Annotated in this window: 12 protein-coding genes; 2 read left to right on the top strand and 10 right to left on the bottom strand. The window is 61.6% G+C overall.

Annotated elements, in window-relative coordinates:
* Nucleotides 1-25 precede the first annotated feature (25 nt).
* From tssC to BM338_RS14350, 3 genes are all read right to left on the bottom strand, one after another.
* Nucleotides 26-2,389, bottom strand: coding sequence for a type VI secretion system contractile sheath large subunit (tssC, locus tag BM338_RS14360; protein WP_090451801.1), 2,364 nt, complete (start codon nucleotides 2,387-2,389; stop codon nucleotides 26-28).
* A 743-nt stretch (nucleotides 2,390-3,132) separates the two neighbouring features.
* Nucleotides 3,133-3,369, bottom strand: a complete 237-nt coding sequence (locus BM338_RS14355; RefSeq protein ID WP_090451798.1) for a hypothetical protein — start codon at nucleotides 3,367-3,369, stop codon at nucleotides 3,133-3,135.
* A gap of 22 nt (nucleotides 3,370-3,391) precedes the next feature.
* The gene (locus tag BM338_RS14350; protein ID WP_090451796.1) at nucleotides 3,392-4,384 is read right to left on the bottom strand and encodes a sigma-54 interaction domain-containing protein; all 993 of its coding nucleotides are present in this window, start codon (nucleotides 4,382-4,384) and stop codon (nucleotides 3,392-3,394) included.
* A gap of 208 nt (nucleotides 4,385-4,592) precedes the next feature.
* On the opposite strand from BM338_RS14350, the gene BM338_RS14345 reads away from it, so the two are divergent.
* Nucleotides 4,593-5,117, top strand: a complete 525-nt coding sequence (locus BM338_RS14345; RefSeq protein ID WP_177229355.1) for an SPOR domain-containing protein — start codon at nucleotides 4,593-4,595, stop codon at nucleotides 5,115-5,117.
* Here the strand turns inward: BM338_RS14345 and BM338_RS14340 are convergent.
* From BM338_RS14340 to BM338_RS21395, 5 genes are all read right to left on the bottom strand, one after another.
* A complete protein-coding gene (locus tag BM338_RS14340; RefSeq protein WP_090451792.1) occupies nucleotides 5,112-5,393 on the bottom strand; it encodes a 7(1) septoil knot domain-containing protein in 282 nt (93 codons plus the stop codon). The two genes, BM338_RS14345 and BM338_RS14340, sit on opposite strands and share 6 nt — an antisense overlap.
* 187 nt (nucleotides 5,394-5,580) lie before the next feature.
* Nucleotides 5,581-7,425: a M4 family metallopeptidase gene (locus tag BM338_RS14335; protein ID WP_090451790.1), complete on the bottom strand. Its 1,845-nt coding sequence runs from the start codon at nucleotides 7,423-7,425 to the stop codon at nucleotides 5,581-5,583.
* 538 nt (nucleotides 7,426-7,963) lie between these two features.
* Nucleotides 7,964-11,041, bottom strand: coding sequence for an efflux RND transporter permease subunit (locus tag BM338_RS14330; protein WP_090451788.1), 3,078 nt, complete (start codon nucleotides 11,039-11,041; stop codon nucleotides 7,964-7,966).
* Between the two features lie 22 nt (nucleotides 11,042-11,063).
* A complete protein-coding gene (locus BM338_RS14325; protein ID WP_090451786.1) occupies nucleotides 11,064-12,194 on the bottom strand; it encodes an efflux RND transporter periplasmic adaptor subunit in 1,131 nt (376 codons plus the stop codon).
* A 171-nt stretch (nucleotides 12,195-12,365) separates the two neighbouring features.
* Nucleotides 12,366-12,614, bottom strand: a complete 249-nt coding sequence (locus BM338_RS21395; RefSeq protein ID WP_143109306.1) for a hypothetical protein — start codon at nucleotides 12,612-12,614, stop codon at nucleotides 12,366-12,368.
* A gap of 384 nt (nucleotides 12,615-12,998) precedes the next feature.
* Between BM338_RS21395 and BM338_RS14315 the strand changes: the two genes are divergently transcribed.
* A complete protein-coding gene (locus BM338_RS14315) occupies nucleotides 12,999-13,829 on the top strand; it encodes an endonuclease/exonuclease/phosphatase family protein (protein WP_090451782.1) in 831 nt (276 codons plus the stop codon).
* A gap of 154 nt (nucleotides 13,830-13,983) precedes the next feature.
* Here BM338_RS14315 and BM338_RS14310 read toward each other — a convergent pair whose 3' ends face one another.
* Both BM338_RS14310 and BM338_RS14305 read right to left on the bottom strand, forming a co-directional pair.
* Nucleotides 13,984-15,561 carry an alpha-N-arabinofuranosidase gene (locus BM338_RS14310; protein WP_090451780.1) on the bottom strand — a complete coding sequence of 526 codons (1,578 nt, stop codon included), beginning with the start codon at nucleotides 15,559-15,561 and terminating at the stop codon, nucleotides 13,984-13,986.
* A gap of 160 nt (nucleotides 15,562-15,721) precedes the next feature.
* Complete coding sequence (locus BM338_RS14305) at nucleotides 15,722-16,795, bottom strand: alkene reductase (protein WP_090451778.1); 1,074 nt, start codon at nucleotides 16,793-16,795, stop codon at nucleotides 15,722-15,724.
* Nucleotides 16,796-16,803: the final 8 nt, after the last annotated feature.

Genomic DNA, 16,803 nt, shown 5'->3' with positions numbered 1-16,803 from the left:
GAGATCGGGGGCCGCGCTCGCGGCATCAGCTCGCGGGCAGATCCGCCACCAGGCGAATCGACGTGGTGAGTTCTTCCAGCTGGAAATGCGGCTTGATGAAGACCGTGGCCTTGTACGAGCCGGGCGAGCCGGGCACATCGGTCACGGTGATCTGCGCAGCACGCAGCGGGTAGCTGGCCTTTACCTCTTGTGCGGCGTTGTCGTCCAGCAGCACGTACTGCGAGATCCAGCTGTTGAGGTAGGCCTCGATATTGCCGCGGGTGAGGAACGCACCGATCTTCTTGCGCATGATCACTTTGATGTAGTGCGCAAAGCGCGACGCGGCCAGGATGTAAGGCAGCATCGCCGAGAGTTTGGCGTTCGCGTTGGCCTCGTCGCTGATGTACTGGCGCGGCAGGTTGGCGGTCTGCCCGCCGAAGAATGCTGCCTGCCCGGTACCCTTGCAGTTGCACAGCGCGATGAAGCCCAGGTCGTTGAGTTCCTTCTCGCGACGGTCGGTGATGGACACCTCGGTCGGGCAGATCATGTTCACCAGATCCGCATCGTCGTGATAGGTGAACACCGGCAACCCATCCACCAGACCGCCGCCCTCCACGCCGCGGATCGCCGCCGTCCAGTGGTACAGCGCGAACGAGTGTGTGATGCGCTCGGCCAGCGCGTAGGCGGCGTTGCCCCACAGGAAGGCGTTGTTGTCCGGACCGTCGGAGCCCGTCACCGTCTCCTCGTAGCGCAACCCCTCGGCCGGACGCGCGTCCTTGCCGTACGGCAGTCGCAGCAGAACGTGCGGCAGCGCCAGCGCCACGTAGCGCGAGTCTTCGCTGCCGCGGAATTCCATCCACTGCGCCAGCTCCGGCGACTCGAACAACTGGCTCAGGTCGCGCGGCTTGGCCAGCTTGTCGAAGCCATCCAGACCGAACAACCCCGGCGCCGCTGCCGCGAGAAATGGCGCATGCGCGGATGCGGCAATCTTGGTCATGTTCGACAGCAGTGACATGCTGGCCGGCGAGTGGTCGAACTCGTAGCCACCTAGCAGCAGACTGTATGGCGAACCGCCGTAGGTGCCGAACTCAGCCTCGTAAATCATCTTGAAGATGCAGCTCTGGTCGAATTCGGCCGCCTTCTCCAGTTCCTTGCGCAGGTCGTCCGTGCTCGCGTTGAGCACGCGCAGCTTCAGCAGCCGGCCGCTTTCGGTGCGCGACACCACGTAGTAGAGGCCGCGCCAAGTCGCTTCCAGGTCTTTGAAGGATGGGGTGTGCAGGATCGCGTCCAGCTGCCGGCCGATCTGCACGTCGATACCGCCGGCGCGCTCGTCCATCAGGCCGTTGGCGCCCAGCGCCACCTGGGTGAGGTCCTTATTGCCCAGCGGCACCAGGATCTCGTTGGTGAAGCGCCCAGCCAGGCGGCGTGCCTTGCTCAGCGGATCGATCGACAGGAACGCCTGCTGCCGTTCGGTCGCCAGCGCCGACTGGCGCTTGACCAGTTCGTCCGCGGCGCCAGATTGCGCCTGCGCCGCAAGTACCGCGGCGTCGGCGTCATTCTTGTCCTTCTGTGCTTTGACTACAGCGGCATTGGCATCAGCGGTCGCCTGGTCACCCTTGGCTTTGCCCACTGCGTCCTGCGCCTTGCCGAGCGCGGCGGTGGCGTCGGTAGCTGCCTTTTGCGCGGCGGCGAGCGCGTCCGTCGCAGTCTTGACTGCCGTCGCCGCGCTATCCGACGCCGCGGCAGCTGCATCGGCAGCCTGCTTGGCGGACGCGGCAGCCTGAACATTGCCGGCCATCTGCGCGGTAAGCAGGCTCACCAATGCCACCGGCACGTCGGCACCGGTCGCGTTCGTCGACGGGTTGTCTTGCGCGTCGATCGTGGCGGCGACCCAGGTGTCGGGCGACGTGTTGGTAAACGCCGTCTTCAGAGCGCCGATCGCGGCACCATCGAGCGTGGTGCGATCCAGCAACGCCCCCAGAGCGTCGTTGCATTCGGCCATCGACTGCAGCGAGCGCAGGTCGGCGCGCGCGTCGTAGCGCTGACGAAGGCTGGGCACCGCATTGACGATCGCCAGCGGCTCGAAGTCCGTGAGCGCATTGAAATGCAGCTCGCCGGTGAGGGTCTTGCCTTCGCCGGCGACGGTGTCCGCGATGCCGTTCAATTTGATCATGGGCGAACTGTCCGCCAGGATCTTGTCGAACGACTCGGCGTCGATGTCGCGCATGCGCCGATCCTTCAGTGCCGGCAGCGCGCTGGGATCCAGCTCGCCCGACAGGTTGGCGAACATGCCGACGATGAAGGCCAGCTCCACTTTCTCGCTCGAGCCGCCCGTCTCAACGTCGTACGTGATGCGCACGCGCGGTGGCCGCACACGCAATAGCTTCTGTTGGATGCTCTCGACAGTCATGTACAGGCCTCGTTTCTGTGGGCGGCTGCAAATCTGTGGGCGGCTGCAAAGTCCCTGCGCTTCGAACGCTGCCGCACGCGTTTCGGAACGATTGATTCAAAAGGCGTGCCAACGGTGAGAAATGGCTATGCAGCGCGATTCTTGCCGCGCCATGCATGCACGAAGGCAGATCGGTCGTGTGTTTTTTCACACGCTGGATCACACCATGCGGAATGAAGGTGCAGGTGCAATGCATTGAATCGATAGAGCGAGTGGCGTGCGGTGCACAAGTGAGAAAAAAAGATCACACCGTGTGCGGAATGACATGCCCGGTGTTATGGCGCATGTTCGAGCATCGGACGTATGGCGATGCGCATACACGGTTCGCTGCGCTCACCACCAACCTGCGCGCCACGCATGAACGACGCTGTCGCAAGATCCGCACCCTTATCTCCGACCCTCTCTCCCAAGTCTGATTAGCATCGAGTCTCAGCTGGGCGCGCTTTTCTCCTCCCCCTGCTCGCAGGGGGAGGTCGGGAGGGGGTGAGCCCTTGAGAAGACCTCTCATCGAAGCGCTTTCGCAAGTACTCACCCCACCCCAACCCTCCCCTGCGAGCAGGGGAGGGAGCACGTAGCTGAGACTCGAGTCAGGTCACGACAACCGAAGCGCACCATTCGGCACGAACAGCTTCACTGTGATGAAGTGCCTCCGAGCGGCACCAGAATGACGGCAGAGAAAAAACGCTGAGTGAGAAATAAGAGCATCACCCTTCACCGCGCCACAGGCGCCAAATCTCCCGCGCCCCTAGCAGCCGACACTCCACCACCCTTTCCTCTTCCAGCAGCCGCAATGCATCGGAAACGATCTCTAGCGGCACCTCCACGCCAGCGGGGCGAAGCCACCACTGCTGGATACCCTCGACGGAATCGGCGCAGCCCGGCCGTATCGCCAGGTGGCGGGCAATGGCATCGGCAACGATACGTACGGAATGGCCGGTCACTCGCCCGCCTCGCCGGATGGGTTCATTCGCTGGAATCTTGCTCCTGTCCGGCAACGGAAGCGAGCCTGTACTTGCTCACCAGCTTGCTGAACGCGCTGCGGTCCTGGCCCGCCATGCGTGCGGCCTTGGTGATGTTGCCGCGCGCACGCGCCATCGCCGAAGCCACGTAGCTGCGCTCGAAATCCGCGACGGCGCGCGCTTTCGCCTGCTTGAACGCGGCGGCGTCGTGGGCCGTGGCGGACGGCTCCGGCATATCCTGCGGTGGGCCGCTCTGGATCACCTGCCCTTCGCACATCAAGTACTCGCGCTGCACAAAGTGCTCTAGTTCGCGCACGTTGCCCGGCCAACTGTAGCGCTGTAGCGCGGACAGAAAATCCGGATCGAAGCACTTGGGTACCGTCTGCGTGCCGTACTGTCGGTTGAGCCGTCGCAGGAAGGCCTCGGCAAGTTCCGCGACGTCGCGGCCGCGCTCGCGCAACGGCGGCATCACCAGTGGCATCACTTTGAGCCGGTACAGCAAGTCGCGACGGAACTGCCGTGCATTGACCAGCTCGTCCAGATTGGCATTGCTCGCTGCAATCAACCGCACGTCGGTCGAACGCGTCTGCGTACCGCCGACGCGGCGGTAGGTGCCGTCCTGCAGGAAGCGCAGCAACGATGCCTGCGCCTTCAACGAAAGCGTGTCGACTTCGTCGAGGAACAGCGAGCCGCCTTCCGCTTCGCTGATCAGTCCCGGTGACGCCTGGCGCGCATCGGTAAACGCGCCACGCTCGTGCCCGAACAGCTCACTCTCCACCAGCGAGTCGGCCAGTGCGCCGCAGTTGACGGCGACGAACGGCCTCGAGGCGCGCGCACTCAGATAGTGCACCGCCCTCGCCCCCAACTCCTTACCCGTGCCAGTCTCTCCGCCGATCAGCACGGTCACGTCGAACTTTGCGATACGGCGTATCTGCGCAATGACGTGTGCGAACTGCGGCGAAGATCCAAGCAGGTTGGATTCCGCGATATCGATCATGATGCCCCCTGTGCGGGGTATCGCATCCTTTGCCTCCATGGCGATGCCCCGGACTCGTAATGTTGCCCCTCGCCTCGCGTAACCACAATATGCACACACCAGGAAAAAGCCGCATGCGCAGCGGCATGACGACGTTGAAATGTCTTTTTCATGTGAAGAGAGCGGCGAGCGCGCCCACTTCGATTCGCAACAGGGAGATCGTCAACTCATGTTCGCCAAGTTCGGCCTGATCTTGCTGATCCTGTTGTTCGGCGCGCTCGCCTTCGCTGGCGGCATGATGGCGCCCGATCACTGGCGCGCCCCTATGCTCAAGTTCGCCACGTCATGGCGCACTCATGCCGTTATCTCTGCTGTGCATGCTCCTGCGTCCGCTGCGTCCGCCACCGCGCCGACGCCATCGGCGAGCGCCGTTTCCACCAACGCGCTGCTAGTGGCCAATGACGTGATAGCGCTCGCACCGGCAGCCGGACAACCCGCCTATGCGTTGCAGTTGGGCCAGTTCGTCGTCGCCGGCGATGCGGACGCGCTGGAGCGCCAGGCGCAGGCGCTCGGCCTCCCGCTCTCGCGCATCACGGCCGTCGATCCCGACCATACGTCCTGGACCGTGCTCGCCGCAGGCCGCTTCCCCTCGCCTACCGCGGCGCAGGACGCAGCGGTGCGCGTGCAGGCCATACTTAAGCTAGCCAGCACACCGGTGATACGGTTGCCAGCGGAAGGCAAGCCGTCATCATAAGAACAGCCCTCGCCGCGCGTGCGCGGGATCGCGCCAGCCAGCCTCACCCAGCGTCGACACGAAGCAGATCTTGATCTGAGCCATCCCTTGTGAGGTGAAAAACACCCGCTTGGTGGCCGACTGCCGGTCAGGTGTGATGAACCAGCGTTCGTCGCCGACGGCCAGCCCCCAGGAGGAAACGCGACAAACCCACAGGTCAGCGTTGCCGCGGGTCTCGACGATCGCTACGCGCACCTGTGCCTCGCCCATGGTGTCCGTCACATAGATACGTGCCATGTCTCCTCCTGCCGCCTATCGGCCGGCGGCCTCCGCATGCCGATGTTGAAAGATATCTCGAGCTTGAGCTCCTTGTCCCTGCGGGAGGCGGAAATGCAAAAGCCGATGAGCGCATGACGCTCATCGGCTTCATATCTCACTTCATTACGTGATCACCGCCACCGAGGTGGCTTAGAGGCCACGCCCGTCAAGGGGTCCAAGTGGCCTTCAGGCTCACGCCCGAGAAGGCGGAGTAACCACGCAATTGCACGTAGTACTTGCCCGTCTTCGTGGTCGCGAAGCTGCAGCTTTCGTTGTTGCCGGCCTTATAGGGACGGCAGTCGTAGCTGCTCGTGCTCGGAGCTGAGCCGAACTTCACGTACAGATCCGCATCGCCACTGCCGCCCGAACTGGCAATGACCAGGTTGCGGGCACCCGCCGGAATATCGACCGTGAAGTTCAGCACGGCGCCAGAAGCACCCGACTGACCAGTGACCGCCACGCCATTCTGCAGCGAGGTGGAGCCGCCACCTCCGCTCGAGCAAGTGACACCAACACCGGTAAACGCTGCGGTCACGTCGCTCACGGAGTATGCAAGGTCGGTGGCAGCCTTCTGCACGCCACATGCACCCGAGTTGAAGGTCTCACTAGCGTTCCAATAAAGCGCATTGGCACGCTGGAAGACTTCAAACGCTTTACGCGTGCCCCAACCGCTGGTCTTGGCCAGCAGGCAGAACGCCTTGTTGTAAACGCCGCTGGAATAGTGCACATCCAGTCCGTTGTAGTAGTCCGACGCATTGCCGATCGAACCACCGTCCTGCGGCGGATTACACATATAGCGCAAAGCGTCGCCGATACCCGCACTGGTTTTGACAATGTCGGCTCCGACCAGGAAATCGTTCTGGCCGCGGTCGTAGAACTCCGCCGCTTCGCCAGCCATGTCCGAAAACGCCTCGTTCATGCCGCCGGACTGCCCGCTATAGGCCAGGTTGGAGTGCTGCTCGGTGAACCCATGGCTGATTTCATGCGAGGTCACATCCAGCGACACCAAGGGATAGAACGTGCTCGCGCCGTCACCGAAGTACATCGCGGTGCCGTCCCAGAACGCGTTCTCGTAGCTGCTGCTGTAGTGCACCCGCATCACCAGCACCTGGTTGAGCGGCGGCGCGCCGAACCATGACTGATACATGTCATGCACGACGCCGCCGAAATGATGGGCATCGTTGATGGGCGAGTAAGCGCCGTTGATGGCATCGCCTTGGCTGGTCGGGCAGATAAAGCTCCACAAGGTGCCCGCCCCGGTGCCCTGCTTCAGGTTATAGGTTTTCACATTGGCGTTCTGCGCCGTGCACGTGGTACCCGACTGCGTCACTTTGAGCGGGCCGTAATCCGTGCCGTAGGTGTATTGGCCCGTCTTCTGGTTGCCGCCCGGTCCGTTCGCATCGAAGTCGGCGTAGGCAAGTCCGTCCCACTGTTTGATCACCTCGCCGCTGTTGGCGTCGATGATCGCGGTAGGCCGCGAGGGATGGTCGCCATCGACGACATACGAGGTGAGATAGATCAGGCGTGCGCGGCCGCTGTCATCGGCATACACGTACAGATCGGCACGCTCGTTGCGCGGCGCCTGACCTGCCGTCGGCAAGAGACCCGAACGGGCACGCAGCGAAGTCACTGCCTGCGACGCGTTCAAGCGCGGCGTCACCGAACCCAGATCGACTTGCGCGTTCTGCAACAAGGGGCCGTCCGCACTCAGCGAATTGCCGCTGGCGTCCTGTTCAACTGCGATGCTGTGTCCATAGACCGGCACGCCCTTGTAGTACTGCTGCATGCGCACTACTTGCGTGCCACGTGCCGTTTTGGCCGCCTGACGCGGGACGAAACTGTTGTCGGCACTGAGCCCCAGTCGAGCAGCGAGCTGATTGCTCGGCGTCGCCCCCAGATTCTGGGCGCGTAAATGCTGTACATCAGCCGCGTGCGTGGCTGTAACGCCGGCCAAGCCCATAAGGGCCAACCAGACACTTGCACGCTTGTATCCATTCTTTGCGCTATTCATTTGCGGTGTTCTCCAAAGAGTTATGGGAAAACCACCGGGCAGCACAAAACACTCCCCTATTGCGGAGACATGAGCTCGCTTTGCGAATTAATCAGGCAAGCCATCCCCATTCCTGCCCCAAGAAATTGGCAAGAACCTACGCCGCCCCGGCGATGCAGTTATGCGCGAACGAAACTACTGAATTACTTAAGATTGCCGCCAAACCCCTTCGACGGCCGGGCGACGCTAACATGCAGGTCGGTCAAGAAAACGTGACAACCTGCGGTTTACGCAAAGAAATGCGAACTGCGTCAGCTAATGGGCCGCTGAATCGCCCAATTTAAAGAGCCTGATTTTCAACTTGCAAAATACAGGAGCAGACGCATCATCGCGCCGCGTTACGCGCCACTACTTGCAGTGGTTTCCGCAGAGATAATGCCGCTTCGGATCGAAGCGGCATCTTGAGGGCGCCTCGAATAACCTCTCCTTGATCGTCATTCCCGCGAAAGCCGGGATGACAAGCTTGATTACGAGCTATTCAAGACTCCCCTGAGCGTCATCAAGTTGCAGCCACCGTTCTGCGTGTTTGATGCGTTCGCAGGCGCTCAAGAAAGAGATAGATCACTGGCGTCGTATAGAGGGTGAGCACCTGCGATATCAGCAGTCCGCCCACGATGGCCACGCCGAGCGGGCGCCGCAACTCCGCACCCGCGCCGTGACCGAACGCCAACGGCAGCGCACCCAGCAACGCCGCCATCGTCGTCATCATGATGGGGCGAAAACGCAACAGGCAGGCTTCGTAAATAGCCTCCTCCGGCGGGAGGCCGCGTTCCTTTTCCGCGACCAGTGCGAAGTCGACCATCATGATGCCGTTCTTCTTGACGATACCGATCAGCAGGATCACGCCGATCAGCGCGATCAGTGAGAAGTCATAACCCAGCAGCATCAACGCGCCCAGCGCGCCGATACCTGCGGATGGCAGCGTGGACAGAATGGTCAGCGGGTGGATATAGCTCTCGTAGAGAATGCCCAGGACAATGAAGATGGCGAGAAGCGCGGCCGCGATCAACAAGGGCTGATTCGACAGGGATGCCTTGAACGCCTGGGCTGAGCCCTGGAACACCGCCGTCAGGCCCGCGGGTTTTCCAAGCTCCGTGCCCTTGGCGTCAATCGCCGCGATCGCTTCGCTCAATGCGTGACCGGGGGCGAGGTTGAACGACAAGGTCACCGCCGGAAACTGGCCGTCATGATTGATCGTCAGTGGCGCGGTCGAACTCTCCAGCCGAATGAATGAAGACAGCGGCACTTGTTTACCGTTCGAGGCCTTCAGATAGAGCCGGCTCAACGCGTTGGCGTCGAGCTGGTAATGCTGCCCCACCTCCAGCACCACGCGATAGACATTGAGCTGGGTATAGAACGTGGCGACCTGGCGTTGGCCGAATGCGTCGTACAGCGTGTCGTCCACCATCTGCGGCGTAATGCCGAAGCGACTCATCGTGTCGCGGTCGAGTACCGCGGTGAGTCGCGGAGCCACTGGCTCCAGGTCGCCGGCGACATCCTGGATTACCGGAATCTCGCCCAGCGCTTTGAGCATGATCGGCGCCCAGTGCCGCAGTTCTTCAAGATTGGTGTCGCGCAGGGTGTATTGAAACTGGGTCTTGCTGGTGCGCGCTCCAATCTGCAGATCCTGCCGCGCCTGCAGGTAAAGCGAAATGCCCGGCAACTTCGCCGCCTGCGGTCGCAGGCGTTTGATCACCTCGTAGACCGAGGCCGATCGCTCCCCGAACGGTTTGAGATCGATCAACACGCGGCCGATGTTGGCCGATGGATCACCTTCGACCCAGTAATAAACGTGCTGGATGTCGGGATCATTCTCGATCACCGCAGCAAGCGCATGCATGCGCTCGACCATGGCGGGATATGAAATGTCCTGCGAGGCTTCCGCCACACCACTGATCAGGCCGTTGTCCTGCTGCGGAAAGAAACCTTTGGGAATGGCGACATACATCAGCACAGTGCCGACCAGGGTCAGTCCAGCCACCAACAAGGTCAGTTTCCGGTGCAGCAAGGCTTTGCGCAGACCGCCGGCGTAAAGATCGAGCAGGCGGTTGAATACGCGCTCGGCACTCTCGTGAAAGCGGCCACGACCGTGCGCGGTCTGACGATCCAGAAAGCGCGCGCACAGGGTCGGCGTCAATGTCAGCGAGACTAGGCCAGAAATAAGAATGGCAATCCCGGCGGTCACCGCAAACTCGCGAAACAGCCGTCCCACCAGGCCGCCCATGAACAACAACGGGATGAACACGGCCACCAGCGAAACGGTCATCGACACGATGGTAAAGGCGATCTCTCGCGAGCCCTTGATGGCGGCATCGAAAGGCGATTCGCCATCCTCGATATGCCGCAGAATATTTTCCAGCATCACAATCGCATCATCGACGACAAAGCCGATCACGACAGTCAGGGCCATCAGCGAGACGTTGTCGAGGCTGTAGCCGAGCACGTCCATCGCGGCAATCGTGCCGAGCAATGACAACGGTATCGTTATTACCGGTATGAGGGTCGCGCGCACATCGCGCAGGAATGCATAAACGACCAGAACAACCAGAATCACACTGAGCAGCAGCGTGAATTGCAGGTCGACCACCGATGCGCGAATGGTCTGCGTGCGATCGCCCAGCAGGACCATGTGCATCGATGCGGGCAGGTCGTGAGTCAGGCGCGGCAGCTCCGCCTTGACCCGTTCGACCGTCTGGTTGATGTTGAATCCGATCTGCTTGTGCACATCGATCATCACCGCCTGATGACCGCCGACCCAGGCACCCTGGCGTATGTCCTCGGCGCTCGCCACCACGCTGGAAATATCGCGCAGCCGCACCGGCGCATCGTTGCGGTAGGCCACCACCAGGGCGGCGTATCCATCGGCGTCGACCACCTGGTCGGTCGCATCAAGCGTCACGGCCTGGTGTTCGCCATTGAGCGTTCCCTTAGGCGCATTGACGGTGGAAGCCGCAATCGCGGCGCGCACATCTTCGAGACTCAACCCTAGGGCGGCGATCGCCTCAGGGTTGATGCGGACGCGAACTGCCGGCTTCTGCTGGCCGTGGTAATCGACCACGCCGACGCCTTGAACGCGAGCGATTTCGGGGGCGAGATAGTTCTCCACATAGTCGTCGACTTTGCCGGGCGGCAGCACATCCGAGTAGACCGCGATGGTCATCAGCAAGGCATCGGCCGGGTTGGCCTTCTCGAAGGTCGGCGGGTGCGGCAGATTCTTCGGCAGGTCGCCCGATGCAGCATTGATGGCCGTCTGCACATCGAGCGCGGCGCTATCGACGCTGCGCGAAAGATCGAACTGCACCGCGATGGAGCTGGAGCCCAGCGAGCTGGTCGACGTCAGCGACGTCACACCCGGCAGGATGGCCAGCGCACGCTCCAGCGGAGCGGTTACCGACGAAGCCATGGTCTCCGCACTCGCACCCGGCAGCGATGCATTGATCGAAATAGTCGGAATATCGACCTGCGGCACGCCGGCGATGGGTAACTGCGTGTAGCCGATGATCCCCAGGAACAACACGCCAAGCATAAGCAACGAGGTGGCGACCGGCCGCCGTATGAACACCGCTGAGAAATTCATGTTGCCCCTACGGGTTGTGGACTCACTTCAGGGTGGGTGGCCGATCGAGCACCCGTACGGACGACCCTTGCTCAAGCTTGTATTGACCCTCGGTCACCACCCGCTCGCCCTGCGAAACACCGCGTGCGATCACACTGCGGCCGCCCTCGGCGGCCGCCACCTCGACATGGCGAAGGTCGGCGGTGTTTTTGTCGGTAACCACAAACACGTAGGCACCGTCCGTCCCCAACTGCACGGCCGTCGACGGCACCGTCAGGGCACCGCGACGAACGTCGCGTACCACCTGCAAGGCCACAAACTGACCGGGCCAGAGCAGGTTGTCGGTGTTGTCGAAAGTCGCCTTGCAATGGATCGTGCCGGTGGCGGGATCGATCTGGTTGTCGATAAGGCTGATCACGCCGTCACCGAGCGTTTGGCTGGCATCGCGGCTCAGCGCCGTGACCCGTAGCGGGGCCTTGCGCTGACTGGCTAGCAGTGCCGGCAACTCATCCTGTGGCAACGAAAAGCTGACCGTGATCGGATGGACCTGCGTAATCAGCACGATGCCTGTGCTGTCAGTGGCATGGACCATGTTTCCGGCATCGACCAGGCGAGCCCCCGTCCGGCCATCCAGCGGCGCACGAATGGTGGTGTAGCCGAGTGCGATGCGCGCATTGTCGATCTGCGCCTCGTCCATCTCAACGGTGGCCTTGAGCTGTTCGATTTGCGCATGCGTGGTATCGAGGGTCTGCGCCGGTATCGCGCCGCGATGGGCAAGATCGGAAAAACGCGCAAAGTCGCGCTCAACGTTGGCGCGCTGCGCCACATCCCTATCCTTCTGTGCCTGGGCTGCCCGCAGCTGGGCCTCGAACGGACGGGGGTCGAGCTGGGCAAGCAAGTCACCACGATGCACTTCCTGCCCCTCGACAAAGGCGATCTTGTCGAGCTGTCCATCGACGCGCGCGCGGACTGTGACGCTGTTGTACGCCTGGGCCGTTCCTATGGCGCTGATCACCGCCGGGGTGTCCTGGCGCTCGACCGTGGCCACCACGACGGGCACGGCGCTTTGCGAAACATCGGCGGCCGCGCTTGAAGCAAGCAAATGGGAATGGAGCATCCACCAAGCGGCGGTGCCGAGCCCGAGCAGCCCGACAAACAAAAGCGTCCTTTTCATGGGTGTGCCGGCCCGCCCAGGTCATGTAAGAAATCCCAAAAACCGTACGCTACCTCGCTTATGCGTCGATTAGCGTGCGAGCAGCGCTCTCACCATTTGAGATTTCGCGCCCTGCCGGGATTTTCGTTACGTGACTCTATGCCGCTGCCTGCGCGGCATACCTCCGCAACGTCATTTTCGTGACGTGACGGCCATGAGTTCTTTCAGCTCATGGCGAGCCAACTCCGCATTCCCCTGCTCCAGGAAATTCAGAGCCATTTGCACGCGCTCATGCAGCAACAGAGCGGCACTTTGGCGGCGCGCGCGAAAACGGGCCTGACGTTGTGCGCTGGTGAGCGGGCTCTCCTTGCGCGGCCGTCCGCGGGCACGCCGGAAGACCAATGGCAGATCGAGGGTTCCGGGATCGCGTGCGTCGACCATGTCTTTGCTCCGTTGGACGGGGCTTATTTTAAGTTACGTAACAATAAATGCAAGAGGTTTTTGGCAATTTTTTGAATAAAAATCAAATTTTTCATCTAAATAGATGACACACATAAAGCTATTTAGTCGCACCGATAAGCGTGATTTGCACGCCCAGCCTTCCTGCAATCGTGTTTTTCGTTACCACACGAAGTTCCAGCAGCCGGCCCCGGATATGCCGCGTCGTGAAGCGACTCGGCATTCGCCGAAGTGCTTTACAACAGCGAAGCTGGTCAATGACGCGCTTGAAGTCAGTTATTCGAGGCTCCCTATAAAGCGCGTGTCACAGCCAGAAGCAGATGACGTCGTTATAGTCGGCGAGTCATTCAGAAGGAGCCGGAACTCATGACGCGTCTGTCCCGAATTGCACTCGCCTTGGCCATCGCCGTCGTTGCCTTGCCCGCGGCTGCCGTGGACCTCAAGGTGATGACGTTCAACGTCCGCACGATGGCCGCCCAGGACGGCCCCAATGGCTGGGACAAGCGACGCGATCTCTTCGCCGACACCATTCGCCAGATGCAACCCGATGTGATCGGCACGCAGGAGCTGTACAAGCAGCAAGGCGACGACACGGTCGAACGCCTTCCGCAATACACCTGGTTTGGCCGCGATCGCTTTGGCGGGCACGGCGACGAGCACATGGGCATCTTCTATCGCAAAGACCGGCTGAAGCTCGTGGAGTCAGGCGACTTCTGGCTTTCCGATACGCCGGACAAAGTCGCCAGCATCACCTGGGGCAATGTCTTCCCACGCATGGTCAACTGGGCACTGTTCGAGCACCTGCCCGACCACAAGCGTTTCTACCTGCTCGACACCCACTTCCCTTATCGCGACCAGGATGAAGATGCCCGGTCACGCGGTGCGCGTGAGATCGCCGCGTGGATCGCCAAGCTGCCACCCAATGTCCCAGTGATCTTCACCGGCGATTTCAACACCGAGCCGCGCAGCGAAGCGCATACCGCGCTCACTGCCTCCTTGAAGGATGCGTGGGACACCGCGCCGAAGCGCGAAGGCCCCGCGAAAACCTTCCACGACTTCACTGGCAAACCGACCGTGCAGATCGACTGGATTCTTTATCGCGGCGTGCAGGCCAACGCCATTCGCACGATCACCACATCGAAGGATGGGCGCTATCCGTCCGATCACTTTCCGGTGCAGGCTGATTTCACGCTGTGAACCGGGCGGCGGTGCTTCCGAGTCCTGCAAAGAACTCAGAAGCGCCGCCGCAATTGCACCGGTGACGATGCATCGAGCTGCGGGACGGACGCGTCCGCATAGCCGCTCGCCGGTATGTGCCGGTGATTCGGCAAGATGCGAATGGCGACTGCCGTCAACGCATATCAAGCACCACTACCGATCGTGGCGGCAGCCGCAGCATCCATTCGCCGTCCTTCGAAGACGCTCCTGCAAGCGGCGCGGGTTTCACCACATCCGGATGCTCGAAGGTGTTGATCGAGGTTATTGCGGGCGCCGTGAGTATGCGCCCCTTGATGCTTTTGGCCTGCGAGCCAGACAAGCGGAGATGGAGTCGAATCGTTTTGTCGGGACTAGGGTTAACCAGACCGACATGTACGATGCCGGCCGCGTCGCGTCCTGCACTTGCTTGCACGCCAGGCACATGCACGTTGCCGAATATGTAATCCGGCGAGCGCACTTCCACCGGCAGCGAAGTGGCACCCTGAAAGACCTGATACATGTCGAACACGTGATAGGTCGGGGTCAGCACCATGCGCTTCTGGTCGGTGAGGATCATGGCCTGCAGCACGTTCACCATTTGCGCGATGTTGGCCATGCGCACACGGTCGGCATGGGCATGGAAGATGTTTAGCGTCATCGCTGCGGTGAGCGCGTCGCGCAAGCTGTTCTGCTGATAGAGCGCGGGTGCCGCGACGCCGGGTTGCGGGTCGTACCAGGTGCCCCACTCATCGACTACTAGTGCGACTCGCTTCTTGGGGTCGTATTTGTCCATGATCGCGCTGTGCATAGTCAACAACTCATCCATGCGCAACGCGCCGTGCAGCGTCGCGATCCACTCGGCCTCGCCAAAGTCGGTGGCAGAGCCTTTCTTATTCCAGTCATTCATGGGCAGCGTGTAGTAATGCACGCCATAGGCATCGATCAGTTCCGCAGCCGCCGACATCACGCCCTCGGTCCATGCGAAGTCATCGCCACTGGCGCCGCTGGCGACCCTGACAATCGGCGAAGGCTCACTGCCCGAGGGATGCACAAACGTGGCGAACTGGCGATAAAGGTCGGCGTAATACGCGGGCCGCATATGACCGCCGCAACCCCAGGCCTCATTGCCGATGCCGAGATAGCTGACTTTCCACGGCTTATCCCGGCCATTGGCGCGGCGTTCGCGAGCAATACTCGATTGGCCGTCCGCCGTCAGATATTCCAACCAGTCACTCATCTCGCGCGGCGTACCGCCACCGACGTTGACGCCAATGTAAGTCTCAGCGCCGATCAGCTCGGCGAAATCCATAAACTCATGCGTGCCGAAGGCGTTGATCTCTTCGCCACCCCAGGACAGATTCCGGCGAACCGGCCGTTGCTGGCGCGGCCCGACGCCATCGCGCCAGTGATACTCGTCGGCAAAGCAACCGCCCGGCCAGCGGATGACAGGTACGTGGATGGCTTTAAGCGCATCCACCACATCTTTGCGATAGCCCTTGATGTTGGGGATGGCTGACGCCTCACCCACCCATATGCCCTGGTCGATGCCATGACCCAGCTGTTCGGCGAATTGCCCATAGATCTCGCGCTGGATCACCGCACCCGGTCGATCCGCATGCACGATGATTTGCGCATCGATGGCTTTCGCCGTCTGCCCCACGCAGGTTCCTTCCCACGCAAGCAACAGACAAAAAGACAGACTGTGCACCGCCATCCAGCTACTGATCTTCATCGCTTGCCGCCCTTAGCTTTGTCCTGAATGCTCCTAGGGCTTCCATGATGGAAGCCCTAGCCCGCGGGCATCTTCGACTAAGCACGTGTTGCGATATTCACCGATGGCACTTACGTTTTTTTTCGCAGTTGATGCGCTGGAGCAAGGCCTCCGATCTTCCTCAAGCCATCACAGCCTCGCTCAGCGCGGGATAGTCGACATACCCCCGCGCCGTGCCGCCGAAGAACGTGGTGCGGTCCGCTTGATTCATCGGCGCATTCGCCTTGAGCCTGGCGACGAAATCCGGATTGGCCAGAATCAGCTGACCGTAAGCTTCCAGATCCGCCAGCCCCGAAGTTACGTCTGCCCCAATCTGCTCACGCGGACGACCTGCGCGATTGAGGATCAACGTCTGCTTCCAGTGCTTGCGGATATCGGCAAGCAGCGCCTCGTTGCCCTGATGCGCGATGTGCAGATAAGCGAGACCTAGCTTGTCGAGCTCGGCGACCAGATAGCGATAGAGATCCGGCCCTTCCGCGCCTTCGTCGATACCCCACAGGGTCATACCCGGCGACAGACGGATAGCCGTTCTGTCCGCACCGATCTCGTCGGCAATGGCGGTAGCCACTTCGATAGCGAAACGTGCACGATTCTCGATCGACCCGCCGTAGGCATCGGTGCGGACATTGGCGCTCGGGGCGAAGAACTGATGAACCAGGTAGGCGTTGGCGCCGTGAATCTCTACACCGTCGGCGCCGGCCTCGATGGCGCGGCGCGCCGCATGGCGAAAGTCAGCGATGGTCTGACGTACTTCGTCGGTGGTCAGGGCGCGCGGCACGGGAATGTCCTGCATGCCTTTCACCGTAAACATCGGCGCACCCGGTGCGATCGCGGAAGGCGCGACACCCTGGCGATGATGCGGTGTGTTGTCGGGATGCGACATGCGCCCGGCATGCATCAGCTGGATGAAGACACGGCCGCCCTTGGCATGCACCGCCGAGATGACTTCGCGCCACCCCGCGACGTGCGCGTCGGTGTAGATGCCTGGCGTGGTGAGGTAACCCTGCCCATCGTCCGACGGCTGCGTGCCTTCGGTAACAATCAGGCCGACGTCGGCACGCTGCGCGTAGTACTCGCCGGCCAGCGCTCCCGGCGTGCCATCGAACTCGGCGCGGCTGCGGGTCATCGGCGCCATGGCCAGGCGGTTTTGCAGGGTATAGCGGCCGACACGAACGGGGGTGAATAACTGATTCATGGCGAAAT

Source organism: Dyella sp. OK004 (genome assembly GCF_900114495.1).
Lineage (GTDB): Bacteria > Pseudomonadota > Gammaproteobacteria > Xanthomonadales > Rhodanobacteraceae > Dyella_D.
Note: the sequence above shows the minus strand (reverse complement) of the source record. Positions and strands in the feature narration are given on the sequence as shown.

Bases quoted from the DNA above. Each gene is read 5' to 3' on its own strand.
- BM338_RS14335 (WP_090451790.1), bottom strand. From the start codon at position 7,425: ATGAATAGCGCAAAGAATGGATACAAGCGTGCAAGTGTCTGGTTGGCC.
- tssC (WP_090451801.1), bottom strand. From the start codon at position 2,389: ATGACTGTCGAGAGCATCCAACAGAAGCTATTGCGTGTGCGGCCACCG.
- BM338_RS14340 (WP_090451792.1), bottom strand. From the start codon at position 5,393: ATGGCACGTATCTATGTGACGGACACCATGGGCGAGGCACAGGTGCGC.
- BM338_RS14325 (WP_090451786.1), bottom strand. From the start codon at position 12,194: ATGAAAAGGACGCTTTTGTTTGTCGGGCTGCTCGGGCTCGGCACCGCC.
- BM338_RS21395 (WP_143109306.1), bottom strand. From the start codon at position 12,614: ATGGTCGACGCACGCGATCCCGGAACCCTCGATCTGCCATTGGTCTTC.
- BM338_RS14305 (WP_090451778.1), bottom strand. From the start codon at position 16,795: ATGAATCAGTTATTCACCCCCGTTCGTGTCGGCCGCTATACCCTGCAA.
- BM338_RS14310 (WP_090451780.1), bottom strand. From the start codon at position 15,561: ATGAAGATCAGTAGCTGGATGGCGGTGCACAGTCTGTCTTTTTGTCTG.
- BM338_RS14315 (WP_090451782.1), top strand. From the start codon at position 12,999: ATGACGCGTCTGTCCCGAATTGCACTCGCCTTGGCCATCGCCGTCGTT.
- BM338_RS14345 (WP_177229355.1), top strand. From the start codon at position 4,593: ATGTTCGCCAAGTTCGGCCTGATCTTGCTGATCCTGTTGTTCGGCGCG.
- BM338_RS14330 (WP_090451788.1), bottom strand. From the start codon at position 11,041: ATGAATTTCTCAGCGGTGTTCATACGGCGGCCGGTCGCCACCTCGTTG.
- BM338_RS14350 (WP_090451796.1), bottom strand. From the start codon at position 4,384: ATGATCGATATCGCGGAATCCAACCTGCTTGGATCTTCGCCGCAGTTC.